This is a genomic window from Micrococcus sp. iso_229, assembly GCF_058072725.1.
This window is the reverse complement of sequence record NZ_CM176514.1, coordinates 1320580-1336545: the sequence shown is the minus strand read 5'-3', so window position 1 is coordinate 1336545 and position 15966 is coordinate 1320580. Positions and strand designations below refer to the sequence as shown.

General features: G+C 74.3%; 15 protein-coding genes. 13 read left to right on the top strand and 2 right to left on the bottom strand.

The features are described 5' to 3' along the window. Nucleotides 1–35: 35 nt before the first annotated feature. Entirely contained in the window at nt 36–1775 is a 1740-nt protein-coding gene (locus AC3RKA_RS06220) for a choice-of-anchor I family protein (RefSeq protein ID WP_049159142.1), read from the bottom strand. Between the two features lie 140 nt (nt 1776–1915). Continuing rightward, on the bottom strand, nt 1916–2506 hold the full coding sequence (locus AC3RKA_RS06215) for a DUF1697 domain-containing protein (protein ID WP_049159145.1): 591 nt from the start codon (nt 2504–2506) through the stop codon (nt 1916–1918). Nucleotides 2507–2558: 52 nt separating this feature from the next. Here AC3RKA_RS06215 and AC3RKA_RS06210 point away from each other — a divergent pair, with 52 nt between their 5' ends. The 13 genes from AC3RKA_RS06210 (at nt 2559) to pyrR (ending at nt 15964) form a co-directional block, all read left to right on the top strand. Further along, nucleotides 2559–3956, top strand: a complete 1398-nt coding sequence (locus AC3RKA_RS06210; protein WP_489727005.1) for a replication-associated recombination protein A — start codon at nt 2559–2561, stop codon at nt 3954–3956. A gap of 303 nt (nt 3957–4259) precedes the next feature. After that, nucleotides 4260–4886: a 30S ribosomal protein S4 gene (rpsD, locus tag AC3RKA_RS06205; protein WP_002857042.1), complete on the top strand. Its 627-nt coding sequence runs from the start codon at nt 4260–4262 to the stop codon at nt 4884–4886. Nucleotides 4887–5057: 171 nt separating this feature from the next. Then, nucleotides 5058–5447, top strand: a complete 390-nt coding sequence (locus AC3RKA_RS06200) for a hypothetical protein (RefSeq protein WP_206397366.1) — start codon at nt 5058–5060, stop codon at nt 5445–5447. Beyond that, nucleotides 5444–8155 carry an alanine--tRNA ligase gene (alaS, locus tag AC3RKA_RS06195; protein WP_489727004.1) on the top strand — a complete coding sequence of 904 codons (2712 nt, stop codon included), beginning with the start codon at nt 5444–5446 and terminating at the stop codon, nt 8153–8155. The genes AC3RKA_RS06200 and alaS overlap by 4 nt, the downstream gene beginning before the upstream one ends. Then, nucleotides 8115–8684: a Holliday junction resolvase RuvX gene (gene ruvX, locus AC3RKA_RS06190; RefSeq protein WP_060775677.1), complete on the top strand. Its 570-nt coding sequence runs from the start codon at nt 8115–8117 to the stop codon at nt 8682–8684. Before alaS ends, ruvX begins: the two co-directional genes overlap by 41 nt. Beyond that, complete coding sequence (gene mltG, locus AC3RKA_RS06185; protein ID WP_206396374.1) at nt 8681–9949, top strand: endolytic transglycosylase MltG; 1269 nt, start codon at nt 8681–8683, stop codon at nt 9947–9949. The genes ruvX and mltG overlap by 4 nt, the downstream gene beginning before the upstream one ends. Next, entirely contained in the window at nt 9949–10872 is a 924-nt protein-coding gene (locus tag AC3RKA_RS06180; protein ID WP_489727003.1) for a shikimate dehydrogenase family protein, read from the top strand. Before mltG ends, AC3RKA_RS06180 begins: the two co-directional genes overlap by 1 nt. A 79-nt stretch (nt 10873–10951) precedes the next feature. Beyond that, nucleotides 10952–12187: a chorismate synthase gene (gene aroC, locus AC3RKA_RS06175; protein WP_002857035.1), complete on the top strand. Its 1236-nt coding sequence runs from the start codon at nt 10952–10954 to the stop codon at nt 12185–12187. Beyond that, nucleotides 12184–12888, top strand: coding sequence for a shikimate kinase (locus AC3RKA_RS06170; RefSeq protein ID WP_489727002.1), 705 nt, complete (start codon nt 12184–12186; stop codon nt 12886–12888). The genes aroC and AC3RKA_RS06170 overlap by 4 nt, the downstream gene beginning before the upstream one ends. Further along, a complete protein-coding gene (gene aroB / locus AC3RKA_RS06165; RefSeq protein ID WP_489727001.1) occupies nt 12885–14054 on the top strand; it encodes a 3-dehydroquinate synthase in 1170 nt (389 codons plus the stop codon). Before AC3RKA_RS06170 ends, aroB begins: the two co-directional genes overlap by 4 nt. 120 nt (nt 14055–14174) lie before the next feature. Then, a complete protein-coding gene (efp, locus tag AC3RKA_RS06160; RefSeq protein ID WP_489727000.1) occupies nt 14175–14738 on the top strand; it encodes an elongation factor P in 564 nt (187 codons plus the stop codon). Continuing rightward, nucleotides 14731–15183 (top strand): transcription antitermination factor NusB, encoded by a 453-nt coding sequence (nusB, locus tag AC3RKA_RS06155; protein ID WP_049145306.1) that lies wholly within the window; start codon nt 14731–14733, stop codon nt 15181–15183. The genes efp and nusB overlap by 8 nt, the downstream gene beginning before the upstream one ends. Before the next feature lie 172 nt (nt 15184–15355). Further along, on the top strand, nt 15356–15964 hold the full coding sequence (gene pyrR, locus AC3RKA_RS06150) for a bifunctional pyr operon transcriptional regulator/uracil phosphoribosyltransferase PyrR (RefSeq protein ID WP_489726999.1): 609 nt from the start codon (nt 15356–15358) through the stop codon (nt 15962–15964). Nucleotides 15965–15966 lie beyond the last annotated feature (2 nt).

Below are 15966 nucleotides of genomic sequence, written 5' to 3'. Positions count from 1 at the left end.
ATCCTGCCATCGGCGCGCTCGGGTGCCCCCGGGGCTCAGCGGCCGCGGCCGGGGTTCACCTCGTACACGGTGGTCGAACCGGAGACCTCGTTGGCCACGATCAGCAGGGCCGAGCCGGAGGGGGACTCGTGGGCCGGCACGAAGGCCAGGCCCTCGGCGCCCATGTCACCCAGGCCGGCTGCGGCGTCGTCGCCCGCGGCATCCCAGTCACGGTCGTTGACGTAGTCCACGTAGGTGGCGTTCCGCGGGTCGGTGATGTCGAAGACCATCACGCCGCCGATGCGCTCGAGGCCCACGAACGCGTAGGTGCGGCCCTGGATCGTGCCCACCACCACGGACTCGGGCTCGGGCCCCTTGTCATCCGAACGGGAGTCCCCGGACGGGGTCTCGTCGTTGTCCGCGTTGAACGCGTGCTCCGGCAGCTCGCCGGCGGCCACGAGCCGGGCGATCTGCTCCTCGATCATGCCGGCGGAGTCGAACAGGCGGGTGCCGTCCGCGGTGTAGATGGAGAAGGACCGGCCGCCCAGTGTGGTCAAGGAGGAGTGGCACTCGCGCTCAGAGTCGTAGCCGAGGTCGGTGAGCACCTTCAGGCGGCCCAGGGCATCCTTCTTCTGCAGGGCCTTGGCCCCCGGGAACTCGGCGGCGCACAGGTCCAGGTCGCTGACGCGCTCGGAGTCGTTGAAGTCGCCCCACTCCCGCCCGTCACCCTCGTTGGCGGTGACGACCAGGTTCTGACCGCGCCAGCGGTACGTGTCGATGCCGTCGGGCATGGGCAGGCCGTAGACCGGCCAGTGGCCCAGCTCGATGCCGCCGTCCTTGTCCGAGGCGTCCAGCATGCCCTCGGTGGACCAATCGGTGGGCGTCAGCGCCCAGAGGTCCTCCAGCGTGGCGGACTTCAGGTCCACGACGGCGACGGCGTTGGCCTCCTGCACGGACACGTAGGCGGTGCGTCCGGTCGGGTCGATGGTGACGTACTCCGGCTCGAGGTTGCGAGCCACCCGACCGGCGGGCTCGTGACCGGTGGGCACGGCCACATCGGGGCCGGAGACGCGCACGCCGGCGGGCAGGGCGGTGCCGGCGTCATAGGCGCGGAAGTCCACGGTGCGCACCGCGTCCTGGGTCAGGCGGGAGAACTGCTGGGCGTTCTTCGGCACGGAGACCACGGAGATCGTGCCCTCCGGGTCGACGGAGAAGTCGTCGGCCGGTTCGCCCTCGTTGGCGACCACCACGTACGCCCCGTTCGGGGAGAAGGCCAGCGAGTCCGGCAGGGCGCCCACTCGCACCCCGCCGAGGTAGCGCAGGGTGGTGGTGTCGAAGAACACGACCCAGCCGTGGTCGGTCTTCTCGGCGGCCTCCACGGCGACGGCCATCACGCCGCCGGAGACGGCCACGGAGTTCACCGTGGCGCCCTTGTCCGTGACGGAGCCGTCTGCGGTGTGCAGGCCCTCGGCGGAGAGGGTCCGCTCGGCCACGGGGGCGGCGTCGGCGCCCAGGCGCATGACGTCGACGGCGCCGCGCTGCGCGTTCACCACGAACAGGCGGCCGGAGACCGCGTCGAAGGCCGGGATCTCGGCGGCGGACTCGCCGAACACGCCGGTCTCGTGGGTGCCGGCGCGGGTGAGCTCGACGCTCTTGCCGGACGGGTTGGCGGCGATGGCGGCGCGCTGGGCCGTGGCCGAGTGCGGGGCGGGCGCGCTGAGGGAGGCCGGGGCGAGGAAGGCCGTGGACAGGGTCGCGGCGGTGACGGCCGTGGCGAGGTGTGCGAGGCGAGGCATGGATGCTCCAGTCAGGGCAGGGAGGCGGAGGACGGGGTCACCCCATCGCACGGATGTGAACGGTCCGTGACGTCCCGGCCAGCGCGCGGTGTCCCGCGGGTGTCGACGTCGCCGGACGCCCCGCGTGCTGTCCGCCGAGGTCAGTCCCCAGCCGGCAGCCCCGCGAGCACCCGCACCGTCGTGAGGTTCCGGGCCGTGCCGCGCACCCCGAGCGCCCGGTCGAGGCGGGCCGGAGTGAGCGGGGAGTCGGCGACCCCCGTGGCGCAGCGCGTCCACAGCAGCCGTCCCTCGAGGGCCGTGCGATCGGGCCCCGCGGGTCGGTCGTCCCCGTGGTCGAGCGCGGCCAGGGCGGTGGCCGCCTCGGGTGCGGGGTCGTCCTCGAGCACGGTGAGCTGGGTGCGCTGCGGCGCGCCGCCGGCCCAGGGGAGCGCGTCGTGCAGCTCCAGGGCGCGTCGGAGCGTGCCCACGCCCACGAGGACCACGGGAACATCGAGGCCGCCCTCCTCACGCGCCCGTCGTGCGAACCCCTCCCGCACGCCCTCCGCGGCCGCGTCGGAGGAGGCCCGGAACAGGACGTTGCCGCTGGCCAGGTGGGTGGTGACCGCCTCCCCGCCGGCGGCCTGGGCCCAGCGGATCAGCGTGTCCTTGCCGACGCGGTTGCTCCGGCCCACGTTGATCCCGCGCAGCAGCAGGACGTGGGTGTGGTCGGTGCGCGGGGCGGCGGGCCTCATGCGGCCATGATGCCACCCTCGCGCCCGCCGGCCGAGGACTACCCTGGACCCGATGGACGACCTCTTCAGCGCCGCGCACACCGGGGCCGACGACGACGGCCCGGCCGGCACCGTGGCCGCCCCGCACCCCGGCGCGCCGCTGGCCGTGCGCATGCGCCCGCGCACGCTGGATGACGTGCTGGGCCAGCGGCACCTCATGCGGCCGGGCTCCCCGCTGCGCAAGCTCGCCGAGCCCGATCCGGACTCCGCCGCGGGACCGAGCTCGGTCATCCTGTACGGGCCGCCGGGCATCGGGAAGACGACGCTGGCCCACGTGATCGCGCGCGTCCCCGGGCGCACGTTCACGGAGCTGTCCGCCATCACGGCCGGCGTGAAGGACGTGCGGCAGGTGATGGAGCAGGCCCAGCGCGAACGCGACCTCTACGGCCGCACCACCGTCCTGTTCCTCGACGAGATCCACCGCTTCTCCAAGGCGCAGCAGGACGCGCTGCTGCCGGGCGTCGAGAACCGCTGGGTCGTGCTCGTGGCGGCGACCACGGAGAACCCGTCCTTCTCGGTGATCGCACCCCTGCTCTCCCGGTCGCTGCTGCTCACGCTGCGTCCGCTCACGGACGACGACATCGTCGGGCTGCTGGACCGTGCCGTGACCCAGGAGCGCGGGCTCAACGGGGCCGTGGTGCTCGAGGACGACGCGCGGGACTACCTGGTGCGGATGGCCGGCGGCGACGCGCGGCGGGCGCTCACGGTGCTGGAGGCCGCGGCCGGCGTCGCCCTGGACAAGGCGCGGGAGGTCGGCCGGGCGGGGGAGGGCGCCGTCGCGGTCACGGAGGAGGACGCCGCGCAGGCGATGGACCACCACGTCCAGCGCTACGACAAGGACGGCGACCAGCACTACGACGTGATCAGCGCCTTCATCAAGTCCATCCGCGGCTCGGACGTGGACGCGTCGATGCACTACCTCGCCCGGATGCTGGAGGCGGGGGAGGACCCCCGGTTCATCGCCCGGCGGCTGATCATCTCCGCGTCCGAGGACGTGGGCATGGCCGACCCGACCGCGCTGCAGACCGCCGTGGCCGCCGCCCAGGCCGTGCAGCTGATCGGCATGCCGGAGGGACGCATCATCCTGGCGCATGCCGTGACGCATCTGGCCACCGCGCCGAAGTCCAATGCGAGCTACACCGCCGTGAACGAGGCGATCGCGGACGTGCGGGCCGGCCACACGGGCGCGGTGCCGGCGCACCTGCGGGACGCGCACTACCCCGGCGCGGCGGCCCTCGGCCACGGCCAGGGCTACGTCTACAGCCACGACGAGCCGCACGCCGTGGCGCGTCAGCAGTACGCCCCGGACCCTCTGGTGGGGAAGGACTACTACCGGCCCAAGGCCATCGGCCACGAGAAGCGGCTCGGTGAGCAGGTGGCCGCGCTGCGCCGGATCATCCGCGATGAATGACGGCGGGCGCCCTCCCGCCCGCCAGAGTGTGGGCGCCGCCCCGGCTCTGGTAGAGTGGTCCGCTGTCTGGCAGGCGCTGTGCCCCGGACGCATCCCCCTCGAACGGTCCACGGGACACCCGCGTGCCCGGGCGAGGGACGCGCAGCGCATCAGTGGATGACGGGCGGCGGCACGCCCCTCAGCTCTCCTCAGGATCGCGGGGAGGCCAGGTTCGAGTCCCCTTGACCCGTGCGCCCCGGCGCCCGGACGAGACCTCGAGACAAACCCGAACCGTGCCGCACGTCAAGGAAAGGCAGGTCCACCATGAGTGGCAACCTTCGCACCCGCCGCACCGTGCGGCACTCCCGCGCCCTGGGCATCGCGCTGACCCCCAAGGCCGAGAAGTACATGGAGCGTCGTCCGTACGGCCCCGGCCAGCACGGCCGCGCCCGTCGCAAGCAGGACTCGGACTACGCGGTGCGCCTCAAGGAGAAGCAGCGTCTGCGCGCCCAGTACAACATCCGCGAGGCCCAGATGCGCCGCTACTTCGAGGAGGCCAAGCGCACCGCCGGCCTGACCGGTGAGAACCTGGTCGAGCTCCTCGAGCAGCGCCTCGACGCCCTCGTGCTGCGCGCCGGCTTCGCCCGCACCATCCAGCAGGCCCGCCAGCTCGTCGTGCACCGCCACATCCTGGTGGACGGCAAGCGCGTGGACATCCCCTCGTTCCGCGTGAAGGAGGGCCAGATGATCCACGTGCACGAGCGCTCGGAGAAGATGGTCCCCTTCCAGCTGGCCGCCGCCGGCGCCCACCAGCAGGTCCTGCCCGCCACCCCGGGCTACCTGACCGTGGAGATCGACAAGCTGCGCGCCACCCTCACCCGTCGCCCGAAGCGCTCCGAGGTCCCCGTGACCTGCGAGGAGCAGCTCGTGGTCGAGTACTACGCGCGCTGATCCGCCCCGTCCGGGTCCGTCCCGGACGACGGCGCCCCGCGCGTCCCGCAGGCCCGGTCACCTCTCGGAGGTGGCCGGGCCTGCGGCGTCCCCCGGGCCCGCCGCCGGGGATCGGCGCCGCGCCCGGTAAGGTGGGGCCGGAATCCCCGCCGTCCGAAGGAGGCCCCCGCCATGCTCCGCTCGCTGCTGCTCGTCGGCGCCGGCGCCGCATCCGGCTGGTTCGCACACCGCGCCCTCGGAGACCGTGCCCACCCGGCCACCGACGGGACCGACGCGCCGACGTCGGGCCCCGGCTCCGCTGGGGGGCGCGCGGGGTTCTCCGCCCGCCTGGACCCGGAGCGTCTGGCCCGCCAGGCCGGTGAGGCCGCCGCCGACGCCGCCACGGCCGCCCTGCAGGACGGTGCCCGGCGCCTGGCCGACCGCGTGCGCGCCCAGGCCCCCTGGGCCGCCCCCTACCTGCCCCACACGGGGCCGATCATCTCCGGGGAGACCGTGGAGCCGCCGTCGCACGGCGCCGCCCGCCCCCAGACCACCACCACGCAGAAGGACACCCCCGCATGAAGTCCCAGGAGATCGCCCGCCGCTGGACCGCCTTCTTCGAGTCCAGGGGGCACCGCGTGGTGCCGTCGGCGTCGCTCGTCTCGCCGGATCCGTCGCTGCTGTTCACGGTGGCCGGCATGGTCCCGTTCATCCCGTACTTCCTGGGGGAGCAGACCCCGCCGAGCCCGCGCGTCGTCTCGGTGCAGAAGTGCATCCGCACCGCGGACATCGAGGAGGTCGGCAAGACCGTCCGCCACGGCACCTTCTTCCAGATGTGCGGCAACTTCTCCTTCGGCGACTACTTCAAGGAGACGGCCATCCCGATGGCCTGGGAGCTGCTGACGTCCTCGGTCGAGGACGGTGGCTTCGGCCTGGACCCCGAGCGCCTCTGGGTCACCGTGTACCGCGAGGACGACGAGGCCGAGCGCATCTGGCGCGAGGACGTGGGCGTCCGTCCCGAGCGCATCCAGCGCATGGGCAAGGACGACAACTACTGGAACACCGGCCAGCCCGGCCCGGGCGGCCCCTGCTCGGAGATCTTCTACGACCGCGGCCCCGCGTACGGCGTCGACGGCGGCCCGGCCGCGGACGACACCCGCTACATCGAGATCTGGAACCTCGTGTTCATGCAGTACCGCCTCTCCGCGGTCCGCTCGAAGGACGACTTCGACATCGCCGGCGAGCTCGAGCACAAGAACATCGACACCGGTCTCGGCCTCGAGCGGCTCGCCATGATCCTCCAGGGTGTGGAGAACATGTACGAGACGGACCAGGTCCGCCCCGTGCTCGACCGCGCCGCGCAGCTGGCCGGTCGCTCCTACACCTCCACCGAGGACCCGGCCGATCCGCACTACGACGACGACGTCCGCCTGCGCATGGTGGCCGACCACGTGCGCTCGGCCCTGATGCTGATCAGCGACGGCGTGCGTCCCGGCAACGAGGGCCGCGGCTACGTGCTGCGCCGCCTCATCCGCCGCGTCGTCCGCGCCCTGCGCCTGATGGGCGTCACCGAGCCCGTGTTCCCCGAGCTGCTGCCGGTCTCCCGGGACGCGATGAAGGGCACCTACCCGGTGGTGGCGGACGAGTTCGAGCGCATCTCCCGGATCGCCTACGCCGAGGAGAAGGCGTTCCTGCGGACCATCGCCGCGGGCACGGCCCGCCTCGACGCCGCGGTGGGCCAGGCCCGCTCGGCGGGCGGCGGCATCGCGGGCCCGGACGCGTTCGAGCTGCACGACACCTACGGCTTCCCGATCGAGCTGACGCTGGAGATCGCGGAGGAGGCCGGCGTCGCCGTGGACGAGGCCGGGTTCCGCGCCCTCATGGCCGAGCAGCGCGACCGCGCCCGCGCGGACGCCAAGGCCAAGAAGTCCGGCCACACGGACACCGCCGTGTACCAGCGCCTGCGCGCCGAGGGCCAGACCCACTTCACCGGCTACACCGAGCACACCACCGAGTCCGTGGTGCGCGGCCTGCTGCAGAACGGCGAGGAGGTCGCGTCCGCGGGCGCCGGCACGGAGCTCGAGCTCGTCCTGGACGCCACGCCGTTCTACGCGGAGTCCGGCGGCCAGGCCGCGGACACCGGCCTGATCACCGGCGACGGCTTCCGCCTCGAGGTGCTCGACGTGCAGGCCCCCGTGAAGGGGCTGTCCGTGCACAAGGTCAAGGTCCTCGATGGCGAGGTCGCCGCCGGCGCGCAGGCCCTCGGCGCCATCGACCTGCAGCGCCGCCTCGACGGCGAGAAGGCCCACTCCGGCACCCACCTGGTGCACGCCGCGCTGCACCAGGTCCTCGGCCCCGAGGCCACGCAGTCCGGCTCCTTCAACAAGGAGGGCTACCTGCGCTTCGACTTCCGCTGGGCCGAGTCGCTCTCGGCCGGGGCCCGCTCCGAGGTCGAGGACGTGGTGAACATCGCCATCCGCGACGACCACACCGTGCTCACTCAGGAGATGAGCCTCGAGGAGGCGCGCGCACTCGGCGCGATGAGCCTGTTCGGCGAGAAGTACGGCGACCGGGTGCGCGTCGTGGAGATCGACGGCGCCTGGTCCCGCGAGCTGTGCGGCGGCACCCACGTGGGCCGCACCGCGCAGATCGGCTCGCTGACCCTGCTCGGCGAGCAGTCCGTGGGCTCGGGCAACCGCCGCGTCGAGGCGCTCGTCGGCCTGGACTCGTTCCGCCACCTCGCCGCGGAGCGCACCCTCGTCTCCGAGCTCTCGGAGATGTTCAAGGCCCCGGCCGAGGAGCTCAAGGACCGCATCGGCGCCACCCTGGACCGGCTCAAGGCGGCCGAGAAGCAGGTCGCGGAGCTGCGGGCCCAGGCGCTGCAGGCCCAGGCCGGCCAGCTCGCCGGGCAGGCCCAGGACGTCACGACCTCCGCCGGGACGGCGGTGCGGGTGCTGGCGCACCACGCCGGCGACGTGGCCGGGGACCAGCTGCGTTCCCTCGCGCTGGACCTGCGCGCCCGGATCGAGTCGGCCGGCGGCAACGCGGCGGGCACCCCCGTGCTCGTGGCCCTCACGGCCGAGGCCAAGGGCCGGCCCCTCGTGATCGTGGCGACCAACGAGGCCGCCCGCGCGGCCGGCCTCAAGGCGGGCGCCATGGTCAAGATCGCCACCGGCGTGCTCGGCGGCGGGGGCGGAGGCAAGGACGACGTCGCCCAGGGCGGCGGCCAGGACGTCACGCGCGTCGGGGATGCGCTCGACGCCGTCGTCGCCGCGGTGCGCGCGGCCTGAGGCGGACGTGAGCGCAGGTCAGGACGGGGCCGCCGTGGCGAGCGACGCCGTGCGCCGGGGGCGCACCCTCGGCGTCGACGTCGGCCGTGCCCGCGTGGGCGTCGCCTCGGCCGACCCCGACGGCCTGATCGCCACCCCCGTGGCCACCCTGCGGCGGGATGCGCGTCGACGTCGTGACGTGGACGAGCTCGTCGCCCACGCACGCGAGCTCGACGTCGTCGCCGTGTACGTCGGCCTGCCGGTGAATCTGCGGGGCGAGCACACGCCGTCCACGCAGGACGCCCTCGACTACGCGGACGCCGTCGCCGCCGCCCTCGTCGAGGTGAGCCACCCCGTGCCGGTCCGGCTCGTCGACGAGCGGCTCAGCACGGTCTCCGCGCAGGCCGGACTGCGGGCCGCGGGCCGGTCGGTCAAGGACAGCCGCGGCGTGATCGACCAGGCGGCCGCTGTCGCGATCCTGCAGGCCGCCGTGGACGAGCAGCGCCGCACCGGACGCTGGGCCGGCCAGGACCGGGAGCAGATCCGGTGACCGGCGAGCACCAGCACGCTCGTGGTGAGGACCACTGGGACGATCTGCTCGGCGACGAGGCCGACGTCCACGACGACCTCGACGTGTTCGGCTTCGTCCACGACGAGGCGGACGAGGCCGATCTCGGCGCCCCGTCCCAGCCGGTCGACGCGGCCGGCCCACGCCGGCCTCGCACGTTCCTGCGTCGCCGGGGCTCCGGGTCCCACCCGGCCCCGCGGGTCGACCGCGGCGCCGGTCGGCGGCGGACCGCGCTGGTGCTGGGCACCGTCCTCGTGGCGTTCGCCGTCGTGGTCGGGCTGATCGTGCGCGGCTTCCTGAGCGGCTCCGACCACACGGCCGTCGAGGGTGACGAGGTGACGTTCTCAGTGGAGCCGGGCGAGGACCTGGGCTCCGTGGCGGCCCGCCTGGACCGGGCCGGCATCGTCGGCTCCGCCCGTGCGTTCGAGCGCGCGGCCCGGGACACGCACAGCGGTCTCGTGCGTTCGGGTGACTTCGTGCTGCGCGAGAGGATGCCCGCGGCCGACGCCCTCGCGGTGCTCCAGGGCGCCACGGACGGCGCCGTCCACTACGTGCTCGTGGAGCGCGGCCGGCGACTCACCGAGGTGCTGGACGCCGTCGCCGAGGCCACGGGGCTGCCCCGCGAGGAGCTCGAGGCCGCCGCCCAGGACCTGACCCGCTACGGCGTCCCCGCGGAGGCGGGCACGCTCGAGGGCTGGCTCGACGCGGGGGAGTACCGCATCCCCGTCGACGCCACCGCCGACCAGGTGCTCGACGCCCTGATCCGGCCCACCCTCGCCGAGCTCGAGTCTCTCGACGTCCGCGACCCGGCCGAGCAGCGGCGCGTGCTCACGATCGCCTCCATCCTCGAGGCGGAGGCCCTGCCCCAGGACTACCGGCAGGTGGCCGGCGCCATCGAGAACCGCCTCGCCCCGGACAACACCGAGACGCACGGGCTCCTGCAGATCGACGCGACCGTCACGTACGGCCTCGGCGTGCGCAGCCTCAGCTTCACCTCGGGCCAGCGCCAGGACGCCTCGAACCCCTACAACACGTACGTGCACCCGGGCCTGCCGCCGGGCCCGATCGGCATGCCCTCCGACGCGGCCGTCGAGGCCGCCCTCGACCCGGCCGAGACGGACGCCTACTACTGGGTGACCACGGACATCGGCACCGGCCACACCGAGTTCTCCCGCACCTATGAGGAGCACCAGCAGCACGTGCGCACCCTGCAGCGCTACTGCGCGTCCAATCCGGGGGTGTGCTGATGCGCACCGTGCTGCACGCGGCGGTCCTGGGCCGGCCGATCGCCCACTCGCTCTCCCCGGTGCTGCACGCGGCCGCCTACCGGGTCCTGGGCCTCGACGTCGACTACGGCCGCCGGGACCTGGGCGAGGGCGAGGTGCTCGCCTTCGCGGCCGAGCACCTCGGCGCCCCGGGCGCGGCCGACGGCGGCGCGGCCGCGGCCCGCGGGCAGGACTGGCTCGGCTGCTCCGTCACCATGCCGCTGAAGCGGGCGGCCGTCGCCGCCGCCGGGCACGTCAGCGACCGCGTCCGGCTCCTGGGCACCGCGAACACCCTCGTGCGCGACCATCCCGCCGCCCCCGGGGTCGTCCACGCCGAGAACACGGACGTGGACGGCATCCTCGGCGCCCTCGCCGCGGCCGGCCTCGACCGTGCCGCCCGGGGCGGGACCGTCGGCGTCCTCGGGAACGGGGGGACCGCGACGGCGGCCGTCCTCGCCGCCGCCACGCTCGGCGCGGACGCGGTGCTCTTCGGCGTCCGCGACGCCGCCCGCGCCGCCGAGGTGACGGCCCTGGCCGACGCGCTCGGGCTGCGCTGGGCGACCCTGACCCAGGCGGATCTGCTCCGGCGGGCGCCGGGGCTGCGTGCCGTCGTCGCCACCCTGCCGCCGCGCGCCGCGGACGCCCTGGCCGCACACGTGCCGGCCGAGGCCGCCCTGCCGCCCCTGCTGGACGCGGCCTACGACCCGTGGCCCTCCGTGCTGGCGGCGGCCTGGTCCCGGAAGGGCGGTCCGGTGGCGTCGGGGCTGTCCATGCTGCTGCACCAGGGCGTCGAGCAGATCCGGCTGTTCACGGCCCGGCCCCGCGCCGCGGCCGGGATGCCCGAGCCGGACTGGGCGGCGGTGACGCGCGCCGCGGCGGACGCCCTGGGGCCGGCCGCCGGCTGAGCGCCGGACGGCGGATCCGGCGCGTCCCGTCCGGTCACACGTGGCGGCGCGGTGCCCCGCGCGTGAGAGACTGCACGCCATGGTGCGCTGGTTGACAGCGGGGGAGTCTCACGGCCCCGCGCTCACAGGAATCGTTGAGGGACTGCCGGCCGGGATCCCGGTCACGACGCAGGACGTGCAGGACGCGCTCGCGCGCCGCCGCCTGGGGTACGGCCGCGGCGCGCGCATGAAGTTCGAGCAGGACGCGGTGACGATCCTCGGCGGTGTCCGCCATGGCCGCACCCTCGGCTCGCCCGTGGCGATCCAGGTGGGCAACACGGAATGGCCCAAGTGGGAGAAGGTGATGGCCGCCGATCCCGTCCCCGCGGAGGAGCTCGACGGTCTGGCCCGCAACGCGGCGCTCACCCGCCCGCGGCCCGGCCACGCCGACCTGACCGGCATGCAGAAGTACGGCTTCGACGAGGCCCGCCCCCTCCTCGAGCGCGCCTCCGCCCGCGAGACCGCCGCACGCGTGGCCCTGGGCACCGTCGCCCGCGCCTTCCTCGGTGAGCTCGGCGTGCGGATCGTCTCCCACACCGTGGCCTTCGGGGAGGCGGCCCTGCCGGCGGGCCACCCGTTCCCCGTCCCCGAGGACGAGGCCCGCCTCGACGCCGACCCGGTCCGCTGCATCGACCCGCAGACCTCGGCGGCGATGGTCGCCGAGGTCGACGACGCCCACCGCGCCGGGGAGACCCTCGGCGGCGTCGTGGAGGTGCTGGCGTACGGCGTGCCGATCGGCCTGGGCTCCCACGTGCACTGGGACCGCCGCCTCGACGCGCGGCTGGCCGGGGCGCTCATGGGCATCCAGGCCATCAAGGGCGTGCAGGTCGGCGACGGGTTCGCCACGGCAGCCCGACGCGGCTCCGCCGCCCACGACGGGATCGCCCGCGGCGCGGACGGCCGCCCCCGGCGCACGAGCGACCGGGCCGGCGGCATCGAGGCCGGCATGTCGACGGGCGAGCTGCTGCGCGTGAGCGCCGCGATGAAGCCGATCGCCACGGTGCCGCGCGCGCTGCCCACGGTCGACGTCGCCACGGGCGCGGAGACCACGGCCCACCATCAGCGCTCCGACGTCGCGGCCGTGCCCGCGGCGGGCATCGTCGCCGAGGCCATGGTCGCCCTCGTCCTGGCCGACGCGATGCTCGAGAAGTTCGGCGGCGACTCCGTGGCCGAGACGCGCCGCAACCTCGAGGCGTTCCAGGCCGCGGTCCCCGCCCTGCCGGAGCCCGGCGCCGACGTCGTGACGGACGGACCGATGGGCGACCCCCTGCCGTGACCGACACCCCCGGGACCGCGCCGGCCCCGGGACCGGACCCGAGCACGCGTCCCGTCCCCGGGCCCGTCACCGTGTGTCCGTGGGAGGCCATGACCGGCGCCCTCGAGGCGCGCCTGACGGCCGCGGCCTCGGTGGCCGCCGCGGCCGACGAGGACCCGGACGCGCGCCTGGCCCGGCGCGTAGTCCTCGTCGGCCCGATGGGTGCCGGGAAGACGACGGTCGGCCGGGCCCTGACCGCCGTGACCGGGCTGCCCTTCGTCGACTCCGACGAGCTGTTCACCCAGGTCCACGGCCCGATCCCCGCGTTCTTCACCGAACACGGCGAGGCCGCGTTCCGGGCGGAGGAGGCGCGCGTCATCGGCCATGTTCTCGGTCGTCCCACCCCGTGCGTCCTCTCGTGCGGCGGCGGCGCCGTCCTGCATCCGGGCACCCGCCGCGCGATGGCCGGGCCGGACTCCGACGTCGTCTACCTCGCCGTCGGAGAGGAGGAGGCGCTGCGTCGCGTGGGCGGCGGCACGGGCCGTCCCGTCCTGGCCGGCGATCCCGCCGGGACCTGGCGGCGCATCCTCGCCGAACGCGAGGGGCTGTACCGGGAGGTCGCCGACCTCGTGCTCGACACCACAGGCCTGACGGCCGCCGAGGCGGCCTGGCGTATCGTGGGGGACGCCCACCGCCCCCGAAGGAGTGAGTCACACCCATGACCGACCGTCAGCCGGACATCACCGAGCAGGAGACCCCGGGGGCGGCGCCCGCGGCCGCTCCGGCCGCACCCGAGGACGTGACGGTCATCCCCGTGGCGGGCGGCCACGAGGCGGCCGTGCACGGCGGCTATGACGTGGTGGTGGGCCGGGGCCTGCTCGCGCGCCTACCGGACATGCTCGGCCCGACCGTCCGACGCGTGCTGGTCATCCATCCGCGCGCGCTTCGGGCGACCGGCGACGTCGTCAAGAACGACCTCGAGGCCGTGGGCCTGACCGCACTGACCGCCGAGATCCCGGACGCCGAGGAGGGCAAACACCTGCAGGTGGCCGGGTTCTGCTGGCAGGTGCTCGGCCAGAACGACTTCACCCGGTCGGACGCGATCGTCTCCGTGGGCGGCGGCGCCGTGTCCGACCTGGCCGGCTTCGTGGCGGCCACGTGGCTGCGCGGCATCCGCGTCGTGCACATGCCCACCACCCTGCTGGGCATGGTGGACGCGGCGGTGGGCGGCAAGACCGGCATCAACACCGCCGAGGGCAAGAACCTGGTGGGAGCGTTCCACAATCCGGCCGGCGTGCTGGCCGACCTGGACACGCTGCTCACCCTGCCGGCCAACGAGCTGATCTCCGGCCTGGCCGAGGTCGTGAAGTGCGGCTTCATCGCCGACCCCGCGATCCTCGACCTCATCGAGGAGGACCCGGCCCAGGCCCAGAACCCGCACTCCGCGCGGCTGCGCGAGCTGATCGAGCGCTCGATCCGGGTGAAGGCGGACATCGTCTCCCGCGACCCCCGCGAGTCGGGCGCCCGCGAGGCCCTGAACTACGGCCACACGATGGGGCACGCGATCGAGCTCGCCGAGCGCTACCAGTGGCGCCACGGCGCCGCGGTGTCCGTGGGTCTGGTCTTCGCGGCCGAGCTGGCCCGATCCCTCGGCCGGCTCGACGACGCCACCGCGGACCGGCACTGGTCGGTGCTGACGGCCCTGGGCCTGCCCGTCTCCTACCGCGGGGACCGGTGGCAGACCCTGCTCGAGGGCATCCGCCGGGACAAGAAGAACCGCGGCGACCAGCTGCGCTTCGTCCTGCTGGACGGGCTCGCGCAGCCCGCCACCGTGGACATCCCGGACGCGTCCCTGCTCTTCGCGGCGTACCAGGAGATCGCGGAGTGAGCCGCCGCTGACCCCGGCCCCGCGCAGGGCCTCCCGTAGACTGGCCCGCGCACATCCAAGACCCCACCCACTGCAGGCGGACCCGTGACGGTCCGCGAGACCGATCGGGAGCACACACACGTGGCAACGAGCAACGACATCAAGAACGGTGCCGTCCTGAAGCTGGAGGGCCAGCTCTGGAACGTCATCGAGTTCCAGCACGTCAAGCCGGGCAAGGGCGGCGCGTTCGTCCGCACCAAGATGAAGAACATCACCACGGGCAAGGTCGTGGACAAGACCTTCAACGCCGGCGCCAAGGTCGAGTTCGCCACCGTGGACCGCTCCGACTACCAGTACCTCTACCAGGACGGCGCGGACTACGTGTTCATGGACGTCAAGGACTACGACCAGATCACCGTGCCCGGGACCGTGGTCGGTGACGCCGCGAAGTACATGCTGGAGAACACCCAGGTCGTCATCGCCCTGCACGACGGCACCCCGCTGTACCTCGAGATGCCGGCGTCCGTGGTCCTGGAGATCACCTACACCGAGCCGGGCCTGCAGGGGGACCGCTCGTCCGCCGGCACCAAGCCCGCCACCGTGGAGACCGGCGCCGAGATCCAGGTGCCGCTCTTCGTGGAGCAGGGCACCCGCGTCAAGGTCGACACCCGCACCGGCGACTACCTCGGCCGCGTCAATGACTGAGCGGGCCTCCGCCGGCTCCGCTGCCAAGCGGGGGACCACGGCGCGCAGCCGCTCCCGGCAGCGTGCGGTGGAGATCCTGTTCGAGGCCGAGCAGCGCGGCTCCACCGTGCTGGAGGGCATCCGCACCCGCCGCGAGAGCACCGACCTGCAGGTCAACGCCTACACCCAGCGGCTCGTGGAGGGCGTCATCGCGGACCAGGAGCGGCTCGACGAGGCCCTGAGCTCCTACTCCCGAGGCTGGTCCCTGGACCGCATGCCGGCCGTCGACCGGGCGATCCTGCGCGTGGGGGCCTGGGAGCTGCTGTTCCAGGACGACGTGCCGGACGCCGTCGCCATCTCCGAGGCCGTCGCCCTGGCCGCCCAGCTGTCCACGGACGACTCGCCCGAGTTCGTCAACGGTCTGCTCGGCCGCCTGCAGCAGGTCAAGCCGACACTGCTCGCCTGAGCCGCCAAGAGCTCCGTCATGAGGCCCGTCCCACACCGCGTCATCCGCGCCGTGGGGGCGGGCCTCGCTGGTAGAGTCGACGACGTCCCGCACGGGCGCCGAGAGGGGCCCGGGGGGGCGAACCACGCATCCTTTAAGAGCCGTCCTGTGAGGCGGGGAAGGAGGCGCCGGCATGGGAATTGATCCCGCCGCACCTCGTGCTGCCCGGACCGTGCTGTCCGCGTCCGAGATCGACCGGGCGCTGACCCGGATCGCCCACGAGATCCTCGAGTCCAACAAGGGCACCGAGGGCCTCGTCCTGATGGGGATCCCGCGCCGCGGAGCCCCCTTGGCCCGGCGGCTCGGCGACCTGCTGGCCCGCATCGAACCGGCCTTCGACCCCACCGCCGCCGTCGGCGAGGTGGACGTGACGCTCTACCGGGACGACCTCCGCCGCGGCACGGCCCGCACCCCGATGCCCACCCGCCTGCCCGAGGTCCCCCTCGACGGCGCCGTCGTGGTGCTCGTGGACGACGTCCTCTTCTCCGGCCGCACCGTGCGGGCCGCGCTGGACGCGATCGCCGACCTGGGCCGCCCCGCCGCCGTGCGCCTGGCCGTCCTCGTGGACCGCGGGCACCGGGAGCTCCCCGTCCGCGCCGACTTCGTGGGCAAGAACCTGCCGACCTCCACCGCCGAGCGCGTCCAGGTCCGGCTCCTGGAGGTCGACGGCCCCGAGGGCACCGGCGAGGTCACCGAGGACGCCGTGAGCATCGTCGACCGTGTCGCGACCCGGGAGGGCTGAGC